Origin of the sequence: Jannaschia formosa (assembly GCF_003340555.1) — a bacterium.
Taxonomy (GTDB): domain Bacteria; phylum Pseudomonadota; class Alphaproteobacteria; order Rhodobacterales; family Rhodobacteraceae; genus Jannaschia; species Jannaschia formosa.
This window is the reverse complement of sequence record NZ_QPLJ01000008.1, coordinates 157,151-172,650: the sequence shown is the minus strand read 5'-3', so window position 1 is coordinate 172,650 and position 15,500 is coordinate 157,151. Positions and strand designations below refer to the sequence as shown.

General features: G+C 69.9%; 17 protein-coding genes. 13 read left to right on the top strand and 4 right to left on the bottom strand.

What is annotated here, in order from left to right; all coding sequences use genetic code 11:
- Nucleotides 1–294 (bottom strand): helix-turn-helix domain-containing protein (locus DR046_RS24630; RefSeq protein ID WP_167767069.1); only part of this gene is annotated, 294 nt, incomplete at its 3' end.
- 601 nt (nt 295–895) lie between these two features.
- Between DR046_RS24630 and DR046_RS11090 the strand changes: the two genes are divergently transcribed.
- From DR046_RS11090 to gluQRS, 4 genes are read left to right on the top strand one after another with little or no spacing between them, the layout of a single operon-like run.
- Complete coding sequence (locus DR046_RS11090; protein ID WP_115382443.1) at nt 896–1,738, top strand: LysR family transcriptional regulator; 843 nt, start codon at nt 896–898, stop codon at nt 1,736–1,738.
- Between the two features lie 40 nt (nt 1,739–1,778).
- Entirely contained in the window at nt 1,779–3,128 is a 1,350-nt protein-coding gene (gene trmFO / locus DR046_RS11085; RefSeq protein WP_115382442.1) for a methylenetetrahydrofolate--tRNA-(uracil(54)-C(5))-methyltransferase (FADH(2)-oxidizing) TrmFO, read from the top strand.
- A complete protein-coding gene (locus DR046_RS11080; protein ID WP_115382441.1) occupies nt 3,125–3,733 on the top strand; it encodes a class I SAM-dependent DNA methyltransferase in 609 nt (202 codons plus the stop codon). The genes trmFO and DR046_RS11080 overlap by 4 nt, the downstream gene beginning before the upstream one ends.
- A complete protein-coding gene (gluQRS, locus tag DR046_RS11075) occupies nt 3,730–4,584 on the top strand; it encodes a tRNA glutamyl-Q(34) synthetase GluQRS (protein ID WP_115382440.1) in 855 nt (284 codons plus the stop codon). Before DR046_RS11080 ends, gluQRS begins: the two co-directional genes overlap by 4 nt.
- 55 nt (nt 4,585–4,639) lie before the next feature.
- Here gluQRS and DR046_RS11070 read toward each other — a convergent pair whose 3' ends face one another.
- Nucleotides 4,640–5,800 (bottom strand): M20 aminoacylase family protein, encoded by a 1,161-nt coding sequence (locus DR046_RS11070; RefSeq protein WP_115382439.1) that lies wholly within the window; start codon nt 5,798–5,800, stop codon nt 4,640–4,642.
- A 56-nt stretch (nt 5,801–5,856) separates the two neighbouring features.
- Between DR046_RS11070 and mazG the strand changes: the two genes are divergently transcribed.
- The 9 genes from mazG to DR046_RS11025 all read left to right on the top strand — a co-directional run bounded on the left by mazG (nt 5,857) and on the right by DR046_RS11025 (nt 13,657).
- Nucleotides 5,857–6,657, top strand: coding sequence for a nucleoside triphosphate pyrophosphohydrolase (gene mazG, locus DR046_RS11065; RefSeq protein ID WP_115382438.1), 801 nt, complete (start codon nt 5,857–5,859; stop codon nt 6,655–6,657).
- Between the two features lie 45 nt (nt 6,658–6,702).
- Nucleotides 6,703–7,629, top strand: coding sequence for a nucleoside hydrolase (locus DR046_RS11060; RefSeq protein ID WP_115382437.1), 927 nt, complete (start codon nt 6,703–6,705; stop codon nt 7,627–7,629).
- A 72-nt stretch (nt 7,630–7,701) separates the two neighbouring features.
- The gene (locus DR046_RS11055; protein ID WP_115382436.1) at nt 7,702–9,090 is read left to right on the top strand and encodes a protein adenylyltransferase SelO; all 1,389 of its coding nucleotides are present in this window, start codon (nt 7,702–7,704) and stop codon (nt 9,088–9,090) included.
- Nucleotides 9,091–9,125: 35 nt separating this feature from the next.
- The gene (locus tag DR046_RS11050; RefSeq protein ID WP_115382435.1) at nt 9,126–9,551 is read left to right on the top strand and encodes a Fur family transcriptional regulator; all 426 of its coding nucleotides are present in this window, start codon (nt 9,126–9,128) and stop codon (nt 9,549–9,551) included.
- Nucleotides 9,552–9,632: 81 nt separating this feature from the next.
- A complete protein-coding gene (locus DR046_RS11045) occupies nt 9,633–9,881 on the top strand; it encodes a PilZ domain-containing protein (RefSeq protein ID WP_167767067.1) in 249 nt (82 codons plus the stop codon).
- A gap of 256 nt (nt 9,882–10,137) precedes the next feature.
- Entirely contained in the window at nt 10,138–11,007 is an 870-nt protein-coding gene (locus DR046_RS11040; RefSeq protein ID WP_245190907.1) for a DMT family transporter, read from the top strand.
- Nucleotides 11,008–11,046: 39 nt separating this feature from the next.
- Nucleotides 11,047–12,324, top strand: a complete 1,278-nt coding sequence (eno, locus tag DR046_RS11035; RefSeq protein ID WP_115382433.1) for a phosphopyruvate hydratase — start codon at nt 11,047–11,049, stop codon at nt 12,322–12,324.
- Nucleotides 12,321–13,238 (top strand): DMT family transporter, encoded by a 918-nt coding sequence (locus DR046_RS11030; protein ID WP_115382432.1) that lies wholly within the window; start codon nt 12,321–12,323, stop codon nt 13,236–13,238. The genes eno and DR046_RS11030 overlap by 4 nt, the downstream gene beginning before the upstream one ends.
- Nucleotides 13,235–13,657 carry a cupin domain-containing protein gene (locus DR046_RS11025; protein ID WP_115382431.1) on the top strand — a complete coding sequence of 141 codons (423 nt, stop codon included), beginning with the start codon at nt 13,235–13,237 and terminating at the stop codon, nt 13,655–13,657. The genes DR046_RS11030 and DR046_RS11025 overlap by 4 nt, the downstream gene beginning before the upstream one ends.
- Nucleotides 13,658–13,834: 177 nt before the next feature.
- On the opposite strand, the gene DR046_RS11020 is transcribed toward DR046_RS11025, so the two are convergent.
- Together DR046_RS11020 and DR046_RS11015 are read right to left on the bottom strand one after the other, a co-directional pair.
- The gene (locus DR046_RS11020; protein WP_115382430.1) at nt 13,835–14,788 is read right to left on the bottom strand and encodes an agmatinase; all 954 of its coding nucleotides are present in this window, start codon (nt 14,786–14,788) and stop codon (nt 13,835–13,837) included.
- Nucleotides 14,785–15,399 (bottom strand): HNH endonuclease, encoded by a 615-nt coding sequence (locus tag DR046_RS11015; protein WP_115382429.1) that lies wholly within the window; start codon nt 15,397–15,399, stop codon nt 14,785–14,787. Before DR046_RS11015 ends, DR046_RS11020 begins: the two co-directional genes overlap by 4 nt.
- Nucleotides 15,400–15,500 lie beyond the last annotated feature (101 nt).

Below are 15,500 nucleotides of genomic sequence, written 5' to 3'. Positions count from 1 at the left end.
CGCCTCGACGATCAAGACGAGCTCCGCCCGCTGCTCGGGGCTCAGCCGCGCGGGCGGCCCGGACCCGCGCCGGTCCGACAGGCCCTCCAGGCCCCCGTCGTTGTAGCGGTGGACCCAGTCCCGCAGCGTCTGCCGGTCCATCCCGCAGGCCTCGGCGGCCGTCCTGCGATCCGCCCCCTCCAGAACCATCGCCAAGGCCAGCATCCGCCGAGCCGCCCGGGCGTCCCGGCTACGCGCAGCCGCCTTCCGCAGCCCCGTCGCATCCAACTCGTCCCGCGTGATCGCAACCGTCATCGCCATCCCTCCCGTCAACGAAAGAAGGGAATCACGGCCCGACAGCGCGCGCGCCTCACAATCGAGTCAAAAAAGAGAGCCGTTGGTATCAGTTCGTGATCTTGTAGGTCGGTAGTGTCGGTCTGCTCATGCAACCCAGCTACGATGCTGGAGCCACGGGATGAATCCCGCCCAGGAGCAATACACAGAGCCTCATTGTATGACCGAGGGCGACGCGGCCGCGAGCGAACGGCTTCTTGCCAGCGCAGCGGACGCGGCGCCGGACGTGGACACGCTGATGGACGCGCGTGGGGCGGGCGAGCGCATCGCGGCGCTGAGCGACGGGTCGGACAGCGCGCGAAACCGTGGCCATCGAGGCCTGGGCGCAGGTCCGGCCGTACCCCATCGGCGGCGCCGTCGCCGCAGCGCAGATGTTGATCGCCGCCGGGACCTGAGCGGGCCCCGGGGCGCGCCCGGTCGGCCAAACGGATTGTCGGAGGGCCGACCCGAGCCGCCGTCCGCTGCTTCCGCGGTGCGACCTTATGGGACGTTGCGCTCGCCTTCCGCACCCATACTGCTAGGCTGCGACCTGCGGACGCGTTGCCCGGTAGGAGTGTTGGCGATGCACCTCGAGAACTGGGACGACCTCAAGTTCGTCCTCGCGATGAAGCGGCACGGTACGATGTCCGCAGCGGCGCGCTATCTCAACACCAACGTCGCGACCGTCTCGCGCCGGCTGGAACGCATGAGCCAAGAGCTCGACCTGCCGCTCTTCGAGAAGCGCGGGCAGTCCTTCGTCAGCACCAGCGCCGCGGACCGTCTGGCCGAGGTCGCCGAAGGGATCGATCACCGCCTGCGCACCGAGATCGGCAGCCTCCGCTCACTCGACACCGACGTCCGCATCCCGCTGGAGATCTCGGCCCCGCCTTCGGTCCATATCCATTTCCTGCTGCCGCGCCTGCCGGAGATCGAGGAACTCTTCCCGAACGTCCTCCTCACCCTGACCGACAAGGCCTTGGCGCAGGGCCTGGGGGAGGCCGACATCCAGATCCGCGTCGACCGTCCCGAGGGCGGGCGGCTGAAGGCGCGGAAGTTCCGGGACTATGCGCTGCGCGTCTATCAGGGCGCCGATCACGTGCTCGATGGCGAGTGGATCGGCCTGTCGAATCGCTATCCGGATGCCGACCTGCTGCGGACGATCTATCGCGACGCCAAGGAGCGGCCGCGCTACCGCGTCGAGGAGATGCCGCTGGTCCTGCAGCTGATCCGAATGACCGGCCTGCCGGGCATCCTGCCGGATTTCTGCGTCGGCCCCCGCGACAACCTCGTCGCCTCGCAGCTCGAGGGCAACCATTTGCCCGGAGAGCTCTGGATCGCCTATCACGAGACCCGCCACAACGACGCGACGCTGCGCGCCGTGGTCGAATGGATCTGCCGGCACGACCTGCCCGCGGGCACGGCCTGACCCCCTCCCCTTTTGCCACCGGGACCTGTATGTCTGGGGCATGACCGAGACACTTCACATCGTCGGCGGCGGCATGGCCGGCTCCGAAGCCGCATGGCAGGCCGCCCAGGCGGGCGTGCCCGTCGTGATCCACGAGATGCGCCCGACCGTCGGCACCTTCGCCCACCGCACCGGGTCGCTGGCCGAGATGGTCTGCTCCAACTCGTTCCGCTCCGACGACAGCGAGCAGAACGCCGTGGGTCTTCTCCACTGGGAGATGCGCGCCGCAGGCGGGCTGATCATGGAGATGGCCGACCGTCACCGCCTGCCCGCCGGTGGCGCACTCGCCGTCGACCGCGACCCCTTCGCCGAGGCCGTGACCGCGCGGCTGCGCGACCATCCCCTCGTGACCGTCGTCGACGAGGAGGTGACGGCGCTTCCGGCCGACGGGCACTGGATCATCGCGACCGGCCCGCTGACCGGCTCGGCGCTGGCGCAGGCGATCGCCGATGAGGCGGGGCAGGACAGCCTTGCCTTCTTCGACGCCATCGCCCCCATCGTCCATGCAGACACGATCGACATGAGCGTCGCCTGGCGCCAGTCTCGCTACGACAAGGGCGAGACCGAGGCAGAGCGGACCGCCTACATCAACTGCCCGATGACGAAGGACCAGTACGAGGCCTTCGTCGACGCGCTGCTGGCCGCCGACAAGACGGAATTCCGGGAGGGCGAGACGGCCGGTTATTTCGACGGCTGTCTGCCCATCGAGGTCATGGCCGAGCGCGGGCGCGAGACGCTGCGCTTCGGGCCGATGAAGCCCATCGGCCTGACCAACCCGCACCAGCCCGACCGGAAGCCCTATGCCGTCGTCCAGCTGCGGCGGGACAACGCGCTCGGCACGCTCTACAACATCGTCGGCTTTCAGACGAAGATGAAATACGGGGCGCAAAAGGCCGTCTTCGCGATGATTCCCGGCCTGCAGGAGGCGTCGTTCGCGCGGCTGGGCGGCATCCACCGGAACACCTTCATCAACTCGCCGACGCTGCTCGACGCCCAGATGCGGCTGCGCAGCCGGCCGCATGTCCGCTTCGCCGGGCAGATCACCGGCGTCGAGGGCTATGTCGAGTCGGCGGCCATGGGGCTTCTGGCCGGGCGGATGGCCGCGGCGGAGATTCAGGGCCATTCCCTGGCCCCGGTGCCGGCGGTCACGGCGATGGGGGCGCTCGTCACCCACATAACCGGTGGGGCCGAGGCCAAGACCTTCCAGCCGATGAACGTCAATTTCGGTCTCTTCCCCCCGGTCGAGGCCAAGGGCGGGCGGCGCGGCCGAAGGGAACGCTACAAGATCTACACCGACCGGGCCAAGGCCGCCTGGACGGAGTGGCTGGGCCTGAAGGTCGCGGCCGAATGAGCGGGTTTTCCAGGGACCTCTGGTCGCCGCGCCCGGCGGAGGAGAACCGCGCGCTCTACGCCGACTGGGCCGAGGGCTACGACGCCGACCTCGTCGAGGCGGGCTATGCCACCCCCGACCGCGTGGCCCGCGCGCTGGCCGACCACCTTCCGGACCGGGCCGCCCCGGTGATGGATTTCGGCTGCGGCACGGGACTCTCGGGCGAGGCGCTGGCGCGGGCGGGATTTACCACGATCGACGGCACCGACATCACCACCGAGATGCTCGCGAAGGCGCGCGGCAAGGGGGTCTATCGCGACCTGACCGTCGGCACGCCGGGCGAGGCCGGCGATCTGACGGCTCATGCAGCCGTGGTCGCGACCGGCGTCATCAGCCTTGGCGCGGCCCCCGCCGCGACCTTGCCGATGCTGCTGGACGCGATGGCGCCGGGGGCGCTGCTGGTCTTCAGCTTCAATGACTCCACACTCGCGGACCGGGACTACCTGCTGACCCTGGCCGAGGCGCAACTGGCCGGCAGCACGCTCATCTGGGCGCAGCACGGCCCGCACCTGCCCGGCCATGAAGGCGCGCGCGGCGCGACGGTTCACGTCCTTCGCCGGGCGTGAGGACCCGCTTCGCACCCTCGCCCACCGGTCCGCTGCACCTGGGCCATGCCTGGTCCGCCTGGTCCGCGCATGACATGGCGCGGGCCGCGGGCGGCGCCTTCCTTCTGCGGATCGAGGATATCGACCGGCAGAGGTCGAAGCCGGTCTGGGAGGCGCGGATCGAGGAAGACCTGCACTGGCTGGGCATCGCCTGGGACGAACCGCCCCTGCGCCAGTCCGAGCGGATGGAGGCCTATCACGCCGCGCTCGACGTGCTCTGGGACCGCGAGCTGCTCTATCCCTGCACCTGCACGCGGCGCGACATCGCCGAGGCGCTGTCCGCCCCCCAGGAGGGGGCGCCGATGGGCCCAGACGGCCCGGTCTATCCCGGCACCTGCCGCGGCCGGCCCCGCGACGGTGCGCGCCCGCGGGACGCGCATCTGCGCCTCGACATGGGCGTGGCGCTGGGCGGACTGGCCGGAACGGCGTTCGAAGAGACCGGCCCGCTCCGTCCCGGCGGAGTCCGGACCGAACGCGAGACCTATCTGGACCGGATCGGGGACGTGGTGCTCGCGCGCCGTGATTTCGGGACCTCCTACCACCTGTCGGTGGTCGTCGACGACGCGGCGCAGGGGATCACCCATGTCGTTCGCGGCGCCGACCTGTTCGAGGCCACGCCGATCCACGTCCTGCTGCAACGCCTGCTGGACCTGCCGACGCCGGTCTATCACCACCACGATCTCGTTCGGGACGACGCGGGCAAGCGGCTGGCGAAGCGGGACGATGCCCGCTCCATCGAGAGCTACCGGGCGGCGGGATGGACCGCCGCCGCCCTGCGCACCCGGCTGGACCGGGCGCTGACGGCGCCGTAGCGCCGCCTCCGGTCGACCGGAGGCCCATCGCGGGTCGACCCGCGATGCGCCCCGCTCAGAGAGGCTGCGCCATCTCGACCATGCGCGCGAAGAAGCTGGCGCCGATGGGGGCGACCTCGTCGTTGAAGTCGTATTCGGCATGGTGCAGCACCGCCCCCGGCCCCGTCCCGAGGAACAGGTAAGCGCCGGGACGGGCATTCAGCATGTAGGAAAAATCCTCCGCCCCCATCTCCCGCCCCGAATCCGGCACCACCCGGTCGGCACCCACCACGTCCGAGGCGACCTGTGCGGCGAAGCGCGCCCGGTCGGCGTCGTTCACCGTGGCCGGATAGTGCCGCTCGTAGCGGCAGGTCGCGGTGACGCCGTAGCTGGCAGCCTGGCCGCGCGTGATCTCCGACAGGCGGCGTTCCACCATGTCCTGGACCGAGGGGTCGAAGGTGCGCACCGTCCCGCAGAGATAGGCCGTGCCGGGAATGATGTTGTCGGCCGAACCGCTGTGGATCTGGGTGATCGAGACGACCAGCTCGTCCATGGCGTAGTGGTTGCGCGAGACGATCGTCTGGATGGCGTTGCCGATGCCCAGCGCGGCGACGATCGGGTCGCGCGTCTCGTGCGGCATGGCGCCGTGGCCGCCCTTGCCGGTGATGTCGATATGGAACGTGTCCACCGCGGCCATGATCGGCCCCGGCGCGGTGTAGAACCGGCCTTCGCCGAAATTCGGCGCGTTGTGGATGCCGTAGACCTGCTCGATCCCGAAGCGGTCCATGATCCCTTCCTGCACCATGACCTCGCCGCCGCCACCGCCCTCCTCGGCGGGCTGGAAGATCAGCGCGACGCGGCCCGCGAAGTTGCGCGTCTCGGCCAGGTACTTCGCCGCGCCCAGCAGCATGGTGGTGTGGCCGTCATGGCCGCAGGCATGCATCCTGCCGGGATTTTCGGAGGCATGCTCCGCCCCCGTCGCCTCCTGGATTGGCAGCGCATCCATGTCGGCGCGCAGCCCGATGGTCGGTCCGGAGCGGCGGCCCTCGATGATCGCGACCATGCCGGTCTTCGCGATGCCCTCGTGCAGCTCGTCCACGCCGAACTCCCGCAGCTTGGTCGCGACGAAGCCGGAGGTCTTGGGCAGGTCGAACTGCAATTCGGGGTTGCGGTGCAGCCAGCGGCGCCATTCGCGCATCTCGGGCTCCAGCGCGGCGATGGAATTGATGACGGGCATGGCTTGTCCTCCGGGCAGGTGTCGCGCCACATGATCCCGGATCGGAGGGACGCGCAATGGACGACATCTGCACGACGCCCGGCGGGGGTCTGCCCCGCCTGCTGGCGATCATGGCGCGGCTGCGCGACCCCGAGACGGGATGCCCCTGGGACATCGAGCAGGACTTCGCCTCGATCGCTCCCTACACGATCGAGGAGGCCTACGAGGTCGCCGACGCCATCGAGCGCGGCGCCTGGGACGAGCTGGAGGGAGAGCTGGGCGACCTGCTCCTGCAGGTCGTCTACCACGCGCGGATGGCCGAGGAGGAGGGGCGCTTCGACTTCCATTCCATTGCCGAACGGGTCGCGCAGAAGATGGTCGACCGGCACCCGCATATCTGGGGCGACGCCTCGCGCGACAAGTCCGCCGACCAGCAGGTCGCCGACTGGGAGGCCGCCAAGGCGCGGGAACGGACGGGCGGCGTCCTGGACGGGGTGGCGCTGGGGCTGCCGGCGCTGCTGAGGGCCGTGAAGCTGCAGAACCGGGCCGCGCGGGTGGGCTTCGACTGGCCGGAGACGGGAATGGTTCTCGACAAGCTGCGCGAGGAGGCTGCGGAGCTGGTGGAGGCCCGCGAGACGCTGGGACCGGAGCAGATCGCCGAGGAGATGGGCGACATGCTCTTCGTCATGGCGAACCTCGCCCGCCATCTCGGGGTCGAGCCGGAGGGCGCGCTGCGTGCCGCCAATGCCAAGTTCGAGCGCCGCTTCGAGGCCGTGGAGGCCGGGCTCGCCGCGAAGGGTCGGACGCCGGCCGAGAGCGATCTGGCCGAGATGGATGCGCTCTGGGACGCGACGAAGCGGGCGGAGAAGCGGGCGTGACGGGCCCGTCTGGACAATCGCGGGCGCGGGGGCGCAGATAGCCGCATGAAGATCATCATTGACACAGATCCCGGTCAGGACGACGCCGTCGCGATCCTGCTGGCCCTCGCCTCGCCCGAAATCGAGGTGCTGGGCATCACCGCCGTCGCGGGCAACGTCCCGCTCGACCTGACTGCCCGCAACGCCCGCATCGTCTGCGAGCTGGCCGGACGCACGGACGTGCCGGTCCATGCCGGCTGCGACCGACCGCTCGCGCGCGATCTCGTGACGGCGGAGCATGTCCACGGCAAGACCGGGCTCGACGGCGCCGACCTGCCCGATCCGCAGATGCCGCTGGCCGAGGGCCATGCCGTCGACTTCCTGATCGAGACGCTGCGGGCCGAGCCCGAAGGCTCGGTCACGCTCTGCCCGCTGGGGCCGCTGACGAACGTCGCGACCGCGTTGCAGCGCGCCCCCGACATCGCGCCGCGTATCGGGCGCATCGTGCTGATGGGCGGCGCCTATTTCGAGGTCGGGAACATCACCCCCGCCGCCGAGTTCAACATCTATGTCGATCCCGAGGCCGCGAAGATCGTGTTCGGCGCGGGCGTCCCGCTGACGGTGGTTCCGCTCGATGCCACCCACAAGGCGCTGACGACGCGCGCGCGCAACGACGCCTTCCGCACGGCGGGACGGGTCGGAGAAGTCGTCGCCGGCTGGACCGGCTTCTTCGAGCGCTACGACAAGGAGAAATACGGCTCCGAAGGGGCCCCGCTGCACGACCCCTGCGTGATCGCCTGGCTGCTGAAGCCCGAGCTCTTCACCGGCCGCGACGTGAACGTGGAGATCGAGGTAGACTCGCCATTGACCCGCGGCATGACCGTCGCGGACTGGTGGGGGGTGACGGACCGCCCGGTCAACGCCACCTTCATCGGGGACGTGGATGCCGAGGGGTTCTTCGCGCTTCTCACCGAGCGGATCGCCCGGCTGTGAGCGCGAGGGGGGCTCTGCCCCCCGCCCTTCGGGCTCCCCCCGGAGTATTTGGAGCCACAGGAAGGAGGGACGATGTTCTCGTTCGACAACAGCTACGGCCGCCTCCCGGATCGCTTCTACACGAAGATGGCGCCGACGCCGGTGGCCAAGCCCGACTGGATTGCGCTGAACGAGGAGCTGGCGCGCGAGATGGGGCTGGATGTCGAGGCAATGCGCGCGGCGCCCGAAGTCTTCGCCGGAAACGCCGTGCCGGAGGGGGCCGACCCGCTGGCCCAGTTATATGCCGGGCACCAGTTCGGCGGCTGGTCGCCGCAGCTGGGCGACGGGCGCGCGATCCTGCTGGGCGAGCATGTGTCTGAGGGGCGGCGCTGGGACGTGCAGCTCAAGGGCTCCGGTCCCACGCCCTACAGCCGGATGGGCGACGGGCGCGCCGCGCTCGGGCCGGTCATGCGGGAGTATCTCGTCTCCGAGGCGATGCACGCGCTGGGCGTGCCGACGACGCGGGCGCTGGCGGCCGTGACGACGGGCGAGACCGTCCTGCGCCAGGAGGGCCCCCTGCCCGGCGGCGTGCTGACGCGGGTCGCATCGAGCCACATTCGGGTGGGCACCTTCCAGGTCTTCGCCGCCCGCGACGACGTGGAGGGACTGCGCATCCTGCTCGACCACGCCATCGCCCGCCACGCGCCGGGGGCCGAGTGGCCGATGGGCCTTCTGCGCCACGTCATGCGGGCGCAGGCGGATCTTGTAGCGCGATGGATGGGGCTGGGCTTCATCCACGGGGTGATGAACACCGACAACATGACGATCTCGGGCGAGACGATCGACTATGGCCCTTGCGCCTTCATGGAAGCCTATCACCCGGACACGGTCTACAGCTCCATCGACCAGTTCGGGCGCTATGCCTGGAAGGCGCAGCCGGACATCGCGCTCTGGAACCTCGCGCAGCTTGCCACTGCCCTGCTGCCGCTGATGGGCGAGCGGGAGGCGGCGGTGGCCGAGGCGACCGAGGTCCTGGAGGGCTTCCGCGACCTTTATGCCGAGGCCTGGAGCCGGGTCATGACGGCAAAAATCGGAACCGACGACATGGCGCTGGCCATGGAGTTGCTGGCGATCATGGCCGAGGACCAGGGCGACTTCACCAACACATTCCGCGCGCTGACGGTCGCGCCCGACACGGCGCGCGATCAGGTCACCAGCCGGGAGCGGCTGGACGACTGGATCGCGCGCTGGCAGGCCAAGGGCCCCGATGTGGAGGCCATGCGCCGCGCAAATCCGGCGGTGATCCCGCGCAACCACCGGGTCGAGGAGGCGATCTCCGCCGCCTATCGGGACGACCTTGCGCCATTCCACGCGCTGCGCGCCGTGCTCGCCGATCCGTGGGAGGAGACCGAGGCCAACGCCGCCTACCGCCGCCCTGCCGCGCCGGACGAGGCCGTCACCCGCACCTTCTGCGGGACGTGATGGACGCGGGCCGGACCGGCCGCTAGGACGACGCCATGACTGCAACCATCCTCCAGCGCTGCGAGGCGCAGGGCCTCCGCCTGACCGCCCCGCGCCGGATCGTGGCCGAGGTGCTGGAGGAGGCCTCCGACCATCCCGATGTCGAGACGATCCACGCGCGCGCGGCGGCGCGGGACGCGTCGATCTCGCTCGCCACGGTCTATCGGACGGTCAACCTCTTCGAGGAGCTCGGCATACTGGAGCGGCGCGAGTTCGGCGACGGCCGCGCCCGGTGGGAGGACGCGGAGCGCGACCATCACGACCACCTGATCGACGTGCAGACCGGCGAGGTGATCGAGTTCGTCGATCCCGAGATCGAGGCCCTGCAGGAGAAGATCGCCGCCCGGCTCGGCTTCGAGCTTAAGGGCCACCGGCTGGAGCTTTTCGCGGTGCGACGGCGCCGGCCGGAAACGGAATCTTAGGACATCGCATGCCAGGTTGCCGGAGCAACGGAATCGAGGCTTGCCATGGAACAGTATCGGCCGATGCGCCGGCCGTCGCATATGCGCATCACGCTCTCGGCGCCCGGGTTCAGGAAGGATCTTCAGCTTCTCGACGTGTCGGAGACAGGGATGAAGCTCGCCTGCACGGAGCCGCTGCCGGCGGATGTCCCGGTCGAGGTATCGACGCCGCGCATCGCGCGCAGCGGCCATGTCCGATGGGCCGAACGCGGCGCGATCGGCCTGACCCTGACAGAGCCGCTCTCTGCCGCCGAGCAGGCGGAACTGGCCGGGATGACCTGGGGCTACTGACCCTGCCCCGAGGCGGCGCGGGGCATCGCCCCGGCGACGCGTATCCGGCGGGAACCCGGCCGCGCGTCCCGGCCGGCCATGCCGGCGGATCGGTCCCGGGCGGCGCCGGCCGCGCGGCGGGCTCGCCGAGAGGCTGGGGGCGTCGGTCGGTGCAAGTCACGCGGGAGCGGGTGTCCCTCGGCCGACTTGCGCCGAACCGGTGCAGAACCGGCTCCCGACAGCATGAAGCCGCGCCACCGCGCCGGTCCCGGCTGGAATGACCCCCACGCTTCGCAGCGCGGGCCTGATGACGCTCGCCATGGCCCTGTTCGCGATCGAGGACGCGCTGATCAAGGCGTTGGGCGGGGCGTTCTCGGCGGCGCAGATCCTCTGGATGCTTGGCATCGGCGGCACGCTCGCCTTCGCGGCGTGGTTCCGGCTGTCGGGCGCCCCGATCCTCTCGCCGATCTACCTGCGCCCGCGCGTCCTGCTCCGCTCCGGCTTCGAGGCGGGGGGCGCGCTGATGTTCGTGTCCGCGCTGGTGCTGGCGCCGCTGCCGCTGGTCTCGGCGATCGTGCAGGCGACGCCGCTGCTGGTGGCGCTGGGCGCCTGGCTGTTCTTCGGTGCGCAAGTCGGGCCGCGCCGCTGGGCGGCGATCTCGGTCGGTTTCCTCGGCGTGCTGCTGATCCTGCGCCCGGGGTCGGACGACGTGGACGCGGCGGCCTGGCTTGCCGTGGGCGGGGTGATCGGCCTCGCGGGACGCGACCTCATGACCCGCGGCATGACCGCGGACGCGACCGGCGCGCGGCTCTCGATCCATGCCTATGCCGCGCTGATGGTCGGCGGCCTGGGCCTGCAGGTCGTCCAGGGCGTTCCCGTCGTCCGGCCGGATGCGCTGCAATTCCTGATCCTGCTTGTCAGCGTCGGGATCGGGATGGTGGCCTATCTCGCGGTCGTCGGCGCCACGCGGTCCGGCGACATCGCCATCGCGTCCTCCTTCCGCTATACTCGCCTGCTGTTCGCGATGCTGATCGCCATCGCCTTCTTCGACGAGATACCCGATCTCTGGACGGTGATCGGGGCGGCCATCGTCATCGCCTCGGGTGTCTACACGCTCTGGCGGGAGTCGCGCACTTCCCTCGCGTGAGGCTGCGCGTTAGGGATCGCCCGACACAAGGAGGCTTCCATGTTCACCATCACCGACATCCACGCCCGCGAGATCCTGGACAGCCGGGGCAACCCGACCGTCGAAGTCGACGTCGTCCTGGAGGACGGCACCCTCGGCCGGGCCGCCGTCCCCTCGGGCGCCTCGACCGGCGCCTACGAAGCGGTCGAGAAGCGCGACGGGGACAAGTCGCGCTACAAGGGCAAGGGCGTGCGCGGCGCGGTGGACGCGGTCAACGGAGAGCTGGCAGACACGCTGGTCGGCTTCGACGCCTCCGAGCAGGAGGCCATCGACGCCGCGATGATCGAGCTCGACGGGACCGACAACAAGGGCCGGCTGGGCGCGAACGCGATCCTCGGCGTGTCGCTGGCGGTGGCGAAGGCGGCAGCCGATGCAAGCGCCCTGCCGCTCTTCCGCTATGTCGGCGGCACCGCGGCGCGGGTCCTGCCGGTGCCGATGATGAACATCATCAACGGCGGCGAGCATGCCGACAACCCGATCGACATCCAGGAATTCATGATCATGCCCATCTCGGCCGAGACGGTCGCGGATGCGGTACGCATGGGGTCCGAGGTGTTCCACACGCTGAAGGGCGAGCTGTCGGCGGCGGGCCTCAGCACCGGGCTCGGCGACGAGGGCGGCTTCGCCCCCGACCTGCCTTCGACCCGCGAAGCGCTGGATTTCGTGCTGAAGTCCATCGAGAAGGCGGGCTACACCCCGGGCGAGGACATGATGCTGGCGCTCGACTGCGCGGCGACGGAGTACTTCAAGGACGGCGCGTATCACCTTGAAGGCGAAGGAAAGGTGCTCTCTTCGGACGAGAACGTGCGCTATCTGGCCGATCTCGTGCGCGACTACCCGATCCTTTCGATCGAGGATGGCATGTCCGAGGACGACTGGGACGGCTGGGTCGCGCTGACCGAGGCGCTGGGCGGCAAGGTGCAGCTTGTCGGCGACGACCTCTTCGTGACCAACCCCGTCCGCCTTGCCGAAGGAATCGAGAAGGGCGCGGCCAATTCGCTGCTGGTCAAGGTCAACCAGATCGGCACCCTGTCCGAGACGATGGAAGCCGTCAGCCTCGCCCATCGAAACCGCATGACCTGCGTCATGTCCCACCGGTCCGGCGAGACCGAGGACGCCACGATCGCCGACCTCGCCGTGGCGACGAATTGCGGGCAGATCAAGACCGGCTCGCTGGCGCGGTCGGACCGGCTGGCGAAGTACAACCAGCTTATCCGCATCGAGGAGATGCTGGGCGAGACGGCGGTCTATGCCGGCCGCACGATCCTGCGCGGATGACGGATCGCCCGGCCCTCGCCCCCGCAGGGTTCGACCGCCCGACCCTCGGGCTGATGCTGATGCTCGGCTTCTGCCTGCTCGCGCCGCTGAGCGACGCGATCAGCAAGATCCTTGCGACGGACTACCCGGTGTTGGAACTGGTCTGGGTCCGTTTCATGATCCAGGCGGGGGTGCTGCTGCCGCTTGTCTTCCTGACCGGGCGCAGCCTGTCGATGTCGCGGCTGGGCTGGCAGCTGACGGCGCTGCGCACGGCGCTGCAGGTGCTGGGCATCTGGCTGATGGTGACCGGGCTGACCTACCTGCCGCTGGCCGATGCCATTGCCATCGCCTTCGTGATGCCTTTCATCCTGCTGCTGATGGGGCATTTCATCCTTGGCGAGACCGTCGGGCGGAGGCGGCTGACGGCCTGCGGCGTAGGCTTTTGCGGCACGCTGATGGTGATGCAGCCCAGCTTCGTCGAGATCGGCTGGCCCGTGCTCTACCCGCTCGCCGTGGCCTTCGTCTTCGCCGCCTTCATTCTGGTCACGCGCCGGATCGCGCATGAGGCGGACCCGATTGCCTTGCAGGGCATCTCGGGCGCCGTCGCCGTGGCCGGTCTGGGGCTCGCCTATCTGGTGCTGCCGAACGAGGGTGTCCTGGCGCTGGAGCCGGTCGGCACGGACTGGCCGCTCTGGCTCGCCATGGGACTTCTGGGGACCGTGGCGCATCTTCTGATGACCTGGTCGCTGCGCTTCGCCGCTGCTTCGACCGTGGCGCCCCTGCAGTATCTCGAAATCCCGGTCGCCGCGGTGATCGGCCTTCTGATCTTCGCCGAATGGCCGAACGGGCTGGCGCAGATCGGGATCGCCGTGACGATCGGGACCGGGCTCTACATCCTCTGGCGCGAGAACGCCGACCAGAGGGCCCTGCCATGACCGGGCGCCCCGCCAAGGAGGTGATCGCCGCTCTCGACCTCGTGCGGCATCGCGAGGGCGGCTGGTACCGCCAGACTTGGGTCGCCGACGCGCCCGAGGGCGCGCGCCCGGCGGGCACCGCGATCCTGTTCCTGCTGGCCGAAGGCGAGCGCAGCCACTGGCACCGGGTCGATGCCGCCGAGATCTGGCTCTGGCATGCGGGGGCGCCGCTGGTCCTGTCGCGCGCCGAGACCGAGGCCGGACCCGCGCAGGAGGTGACGCTGGGCGTCGACCTGAGCTTTCAGGCGGTGGTCGAGCCGAACCACTGGCAGGCGGCGCGGACGACCGGCGCCTGGTCGCTGGTCAGCTGCACCGTTTCCCCCGGCTTCCGCTTCGAGGGGTTCGAGCTGGCGCCTCCGGGCTTCGACATTCCGACATGAAGCAGGGGGTTCAGCCCCATTGAAATCCTGCAACTCGCGTCGCTGCTGCTGGTCGCGGCCGCCGCGTTCGGGGCAATCACCTACCTTTTCCTGAAGCTGCCATCGACCATCGGCACCCCTCCGGACGAGTCATGAACAACCTCCTGAGACTTCAGCTCGCCCTTGATGCTGTGACCGTCAGCTCCGCGGCGCCATCAGGCAGAGCAGCTCGAACAGGACCGATGCCCCCAGCCACGCGGTGATCCCGCCGGTGTCGAAGGGCGGCGAGACCTCGACGAGATCCGCGCCCACGAGGTCCAGCCCCGCCAGCGCGCGCAGCACCGTCAGCGCCTGCTGCGAGGTCGGACCGCCCACCTCCGGCGTGCCGGTCCCGGGGGCGAAGGCCGGGTCGACGAAGTCGATGTCGAAGCTGAGGTAGACCGGCCCGGGCCCGGCCCTTTCCCGCGCCAGCGCGGCGGTCGCGGCCAGCCCGTCCTCCAGCATCCGGTCCGTCGTCACTATGCGGATGCCCAGCTCTGCCGCGTGGTCGAAATCCGCGCTGTCATAGGCCGTCCCGCGCATCCCGATCATGGTTGAGCGCGCGGGATCGATCAGCCCCTCCTCCGCCGCCTGCCGGAAGGGGTTGCCGTGGGTCAGCGTGCCGCCGCCGAAATAGGGCGGGTAGAGATCGGTATGGCTGTCGAGCAGCACCAGCGCCGGGGGCGGACCGCCCAGCCCGCGCAGCACCGCCAGCGTGCAGAGATGGTCGCCCCCGACCGAAAGCGGACGAATCCCGTCCGCGACCGCCGAGCGCACCGCGTCGCTCAGGGCGGAAAGCGCGGCATCCTGGTCGACCGGGCTCATGGTGGCATCGCCAAGGTCGGCGACGTTCATCGATGCGAAGGGGCGGATGCCGGTCGCGCGGTTCATCTCGCGCACCATCGTCGAGGCGTCGCGCAGGGCTCGCGGCCCGTGCCGCGCGCCGGGCCGGTTGGACGTGCCGCCGTCCCAGGGCATCCCGAGCAGGCCGACATCGACCTCGGCCCGCCGGGGGTGGCCTTCGGGCAGATGCGGCAGACGCATGAAGGTCGGCACGCCCGCGTAGCGGGCAAGCGTCATGCCCGAGACCGGCTGGAAGAACGGATCGCTCACGCCTCGAGCTCGGCATCCCAGTAGAGGAAGTCCATCCAGCTGTCGTGCAGGTAGTTGGGCGGGAACTTTCGCCCCACATCCATCAGCTGCGCGGGCGTCGGCTGGCGCACGGGCTTGCGCAGGTGATAGCCGACCTGCTTGAGCGACTTAGACCCCTTGCGCAGGTTGCAGCGCCCGCAGGCGGCAACGACGTTCTCCCACGAGGTGATGCCGCCGCGGGCGCGTGGCACGACATGGTCGAAGGTCAGGTCGCCCTTCGATCCGCAATACTGGCAGGAGAACTCGTCCCGTAGGAACAGGTTGAACCGGGTGAAGGCGGCCTTCTTCTGGGGCGCGACGTAGTCCTTCAGCACGACGACCGAGGGAATGCGGATCGTCGTGGTGGGCGAGCGCACGACCTCCTCGTACTCGCTGACGATGTCGACGCGGTCGAGGAAAGCAGCCTTGATCGCGTCCTGCCAGGGCCAGAGCGAGAGCGGGTAATAGCTGAGCGGCCGGTAGTCGGCGTTCAGGACGAGCGCGGGGAAGTGCTTCAGCCCCGCACCGGTGCGGGTGAACTCGGTCCGGAAGTCCGGTTCGGGGCTCGACTGGGTGTCGCTGAACGCAGGCATCGGCTCGCTTCCCTCATCGGAGAGCGGCCCGCCCGGCCCTCGGGCGCGCGGCCCTCTCCTGGCGACTATATCTTGGGAGAGACCCCAGACAAGCCTCCAGA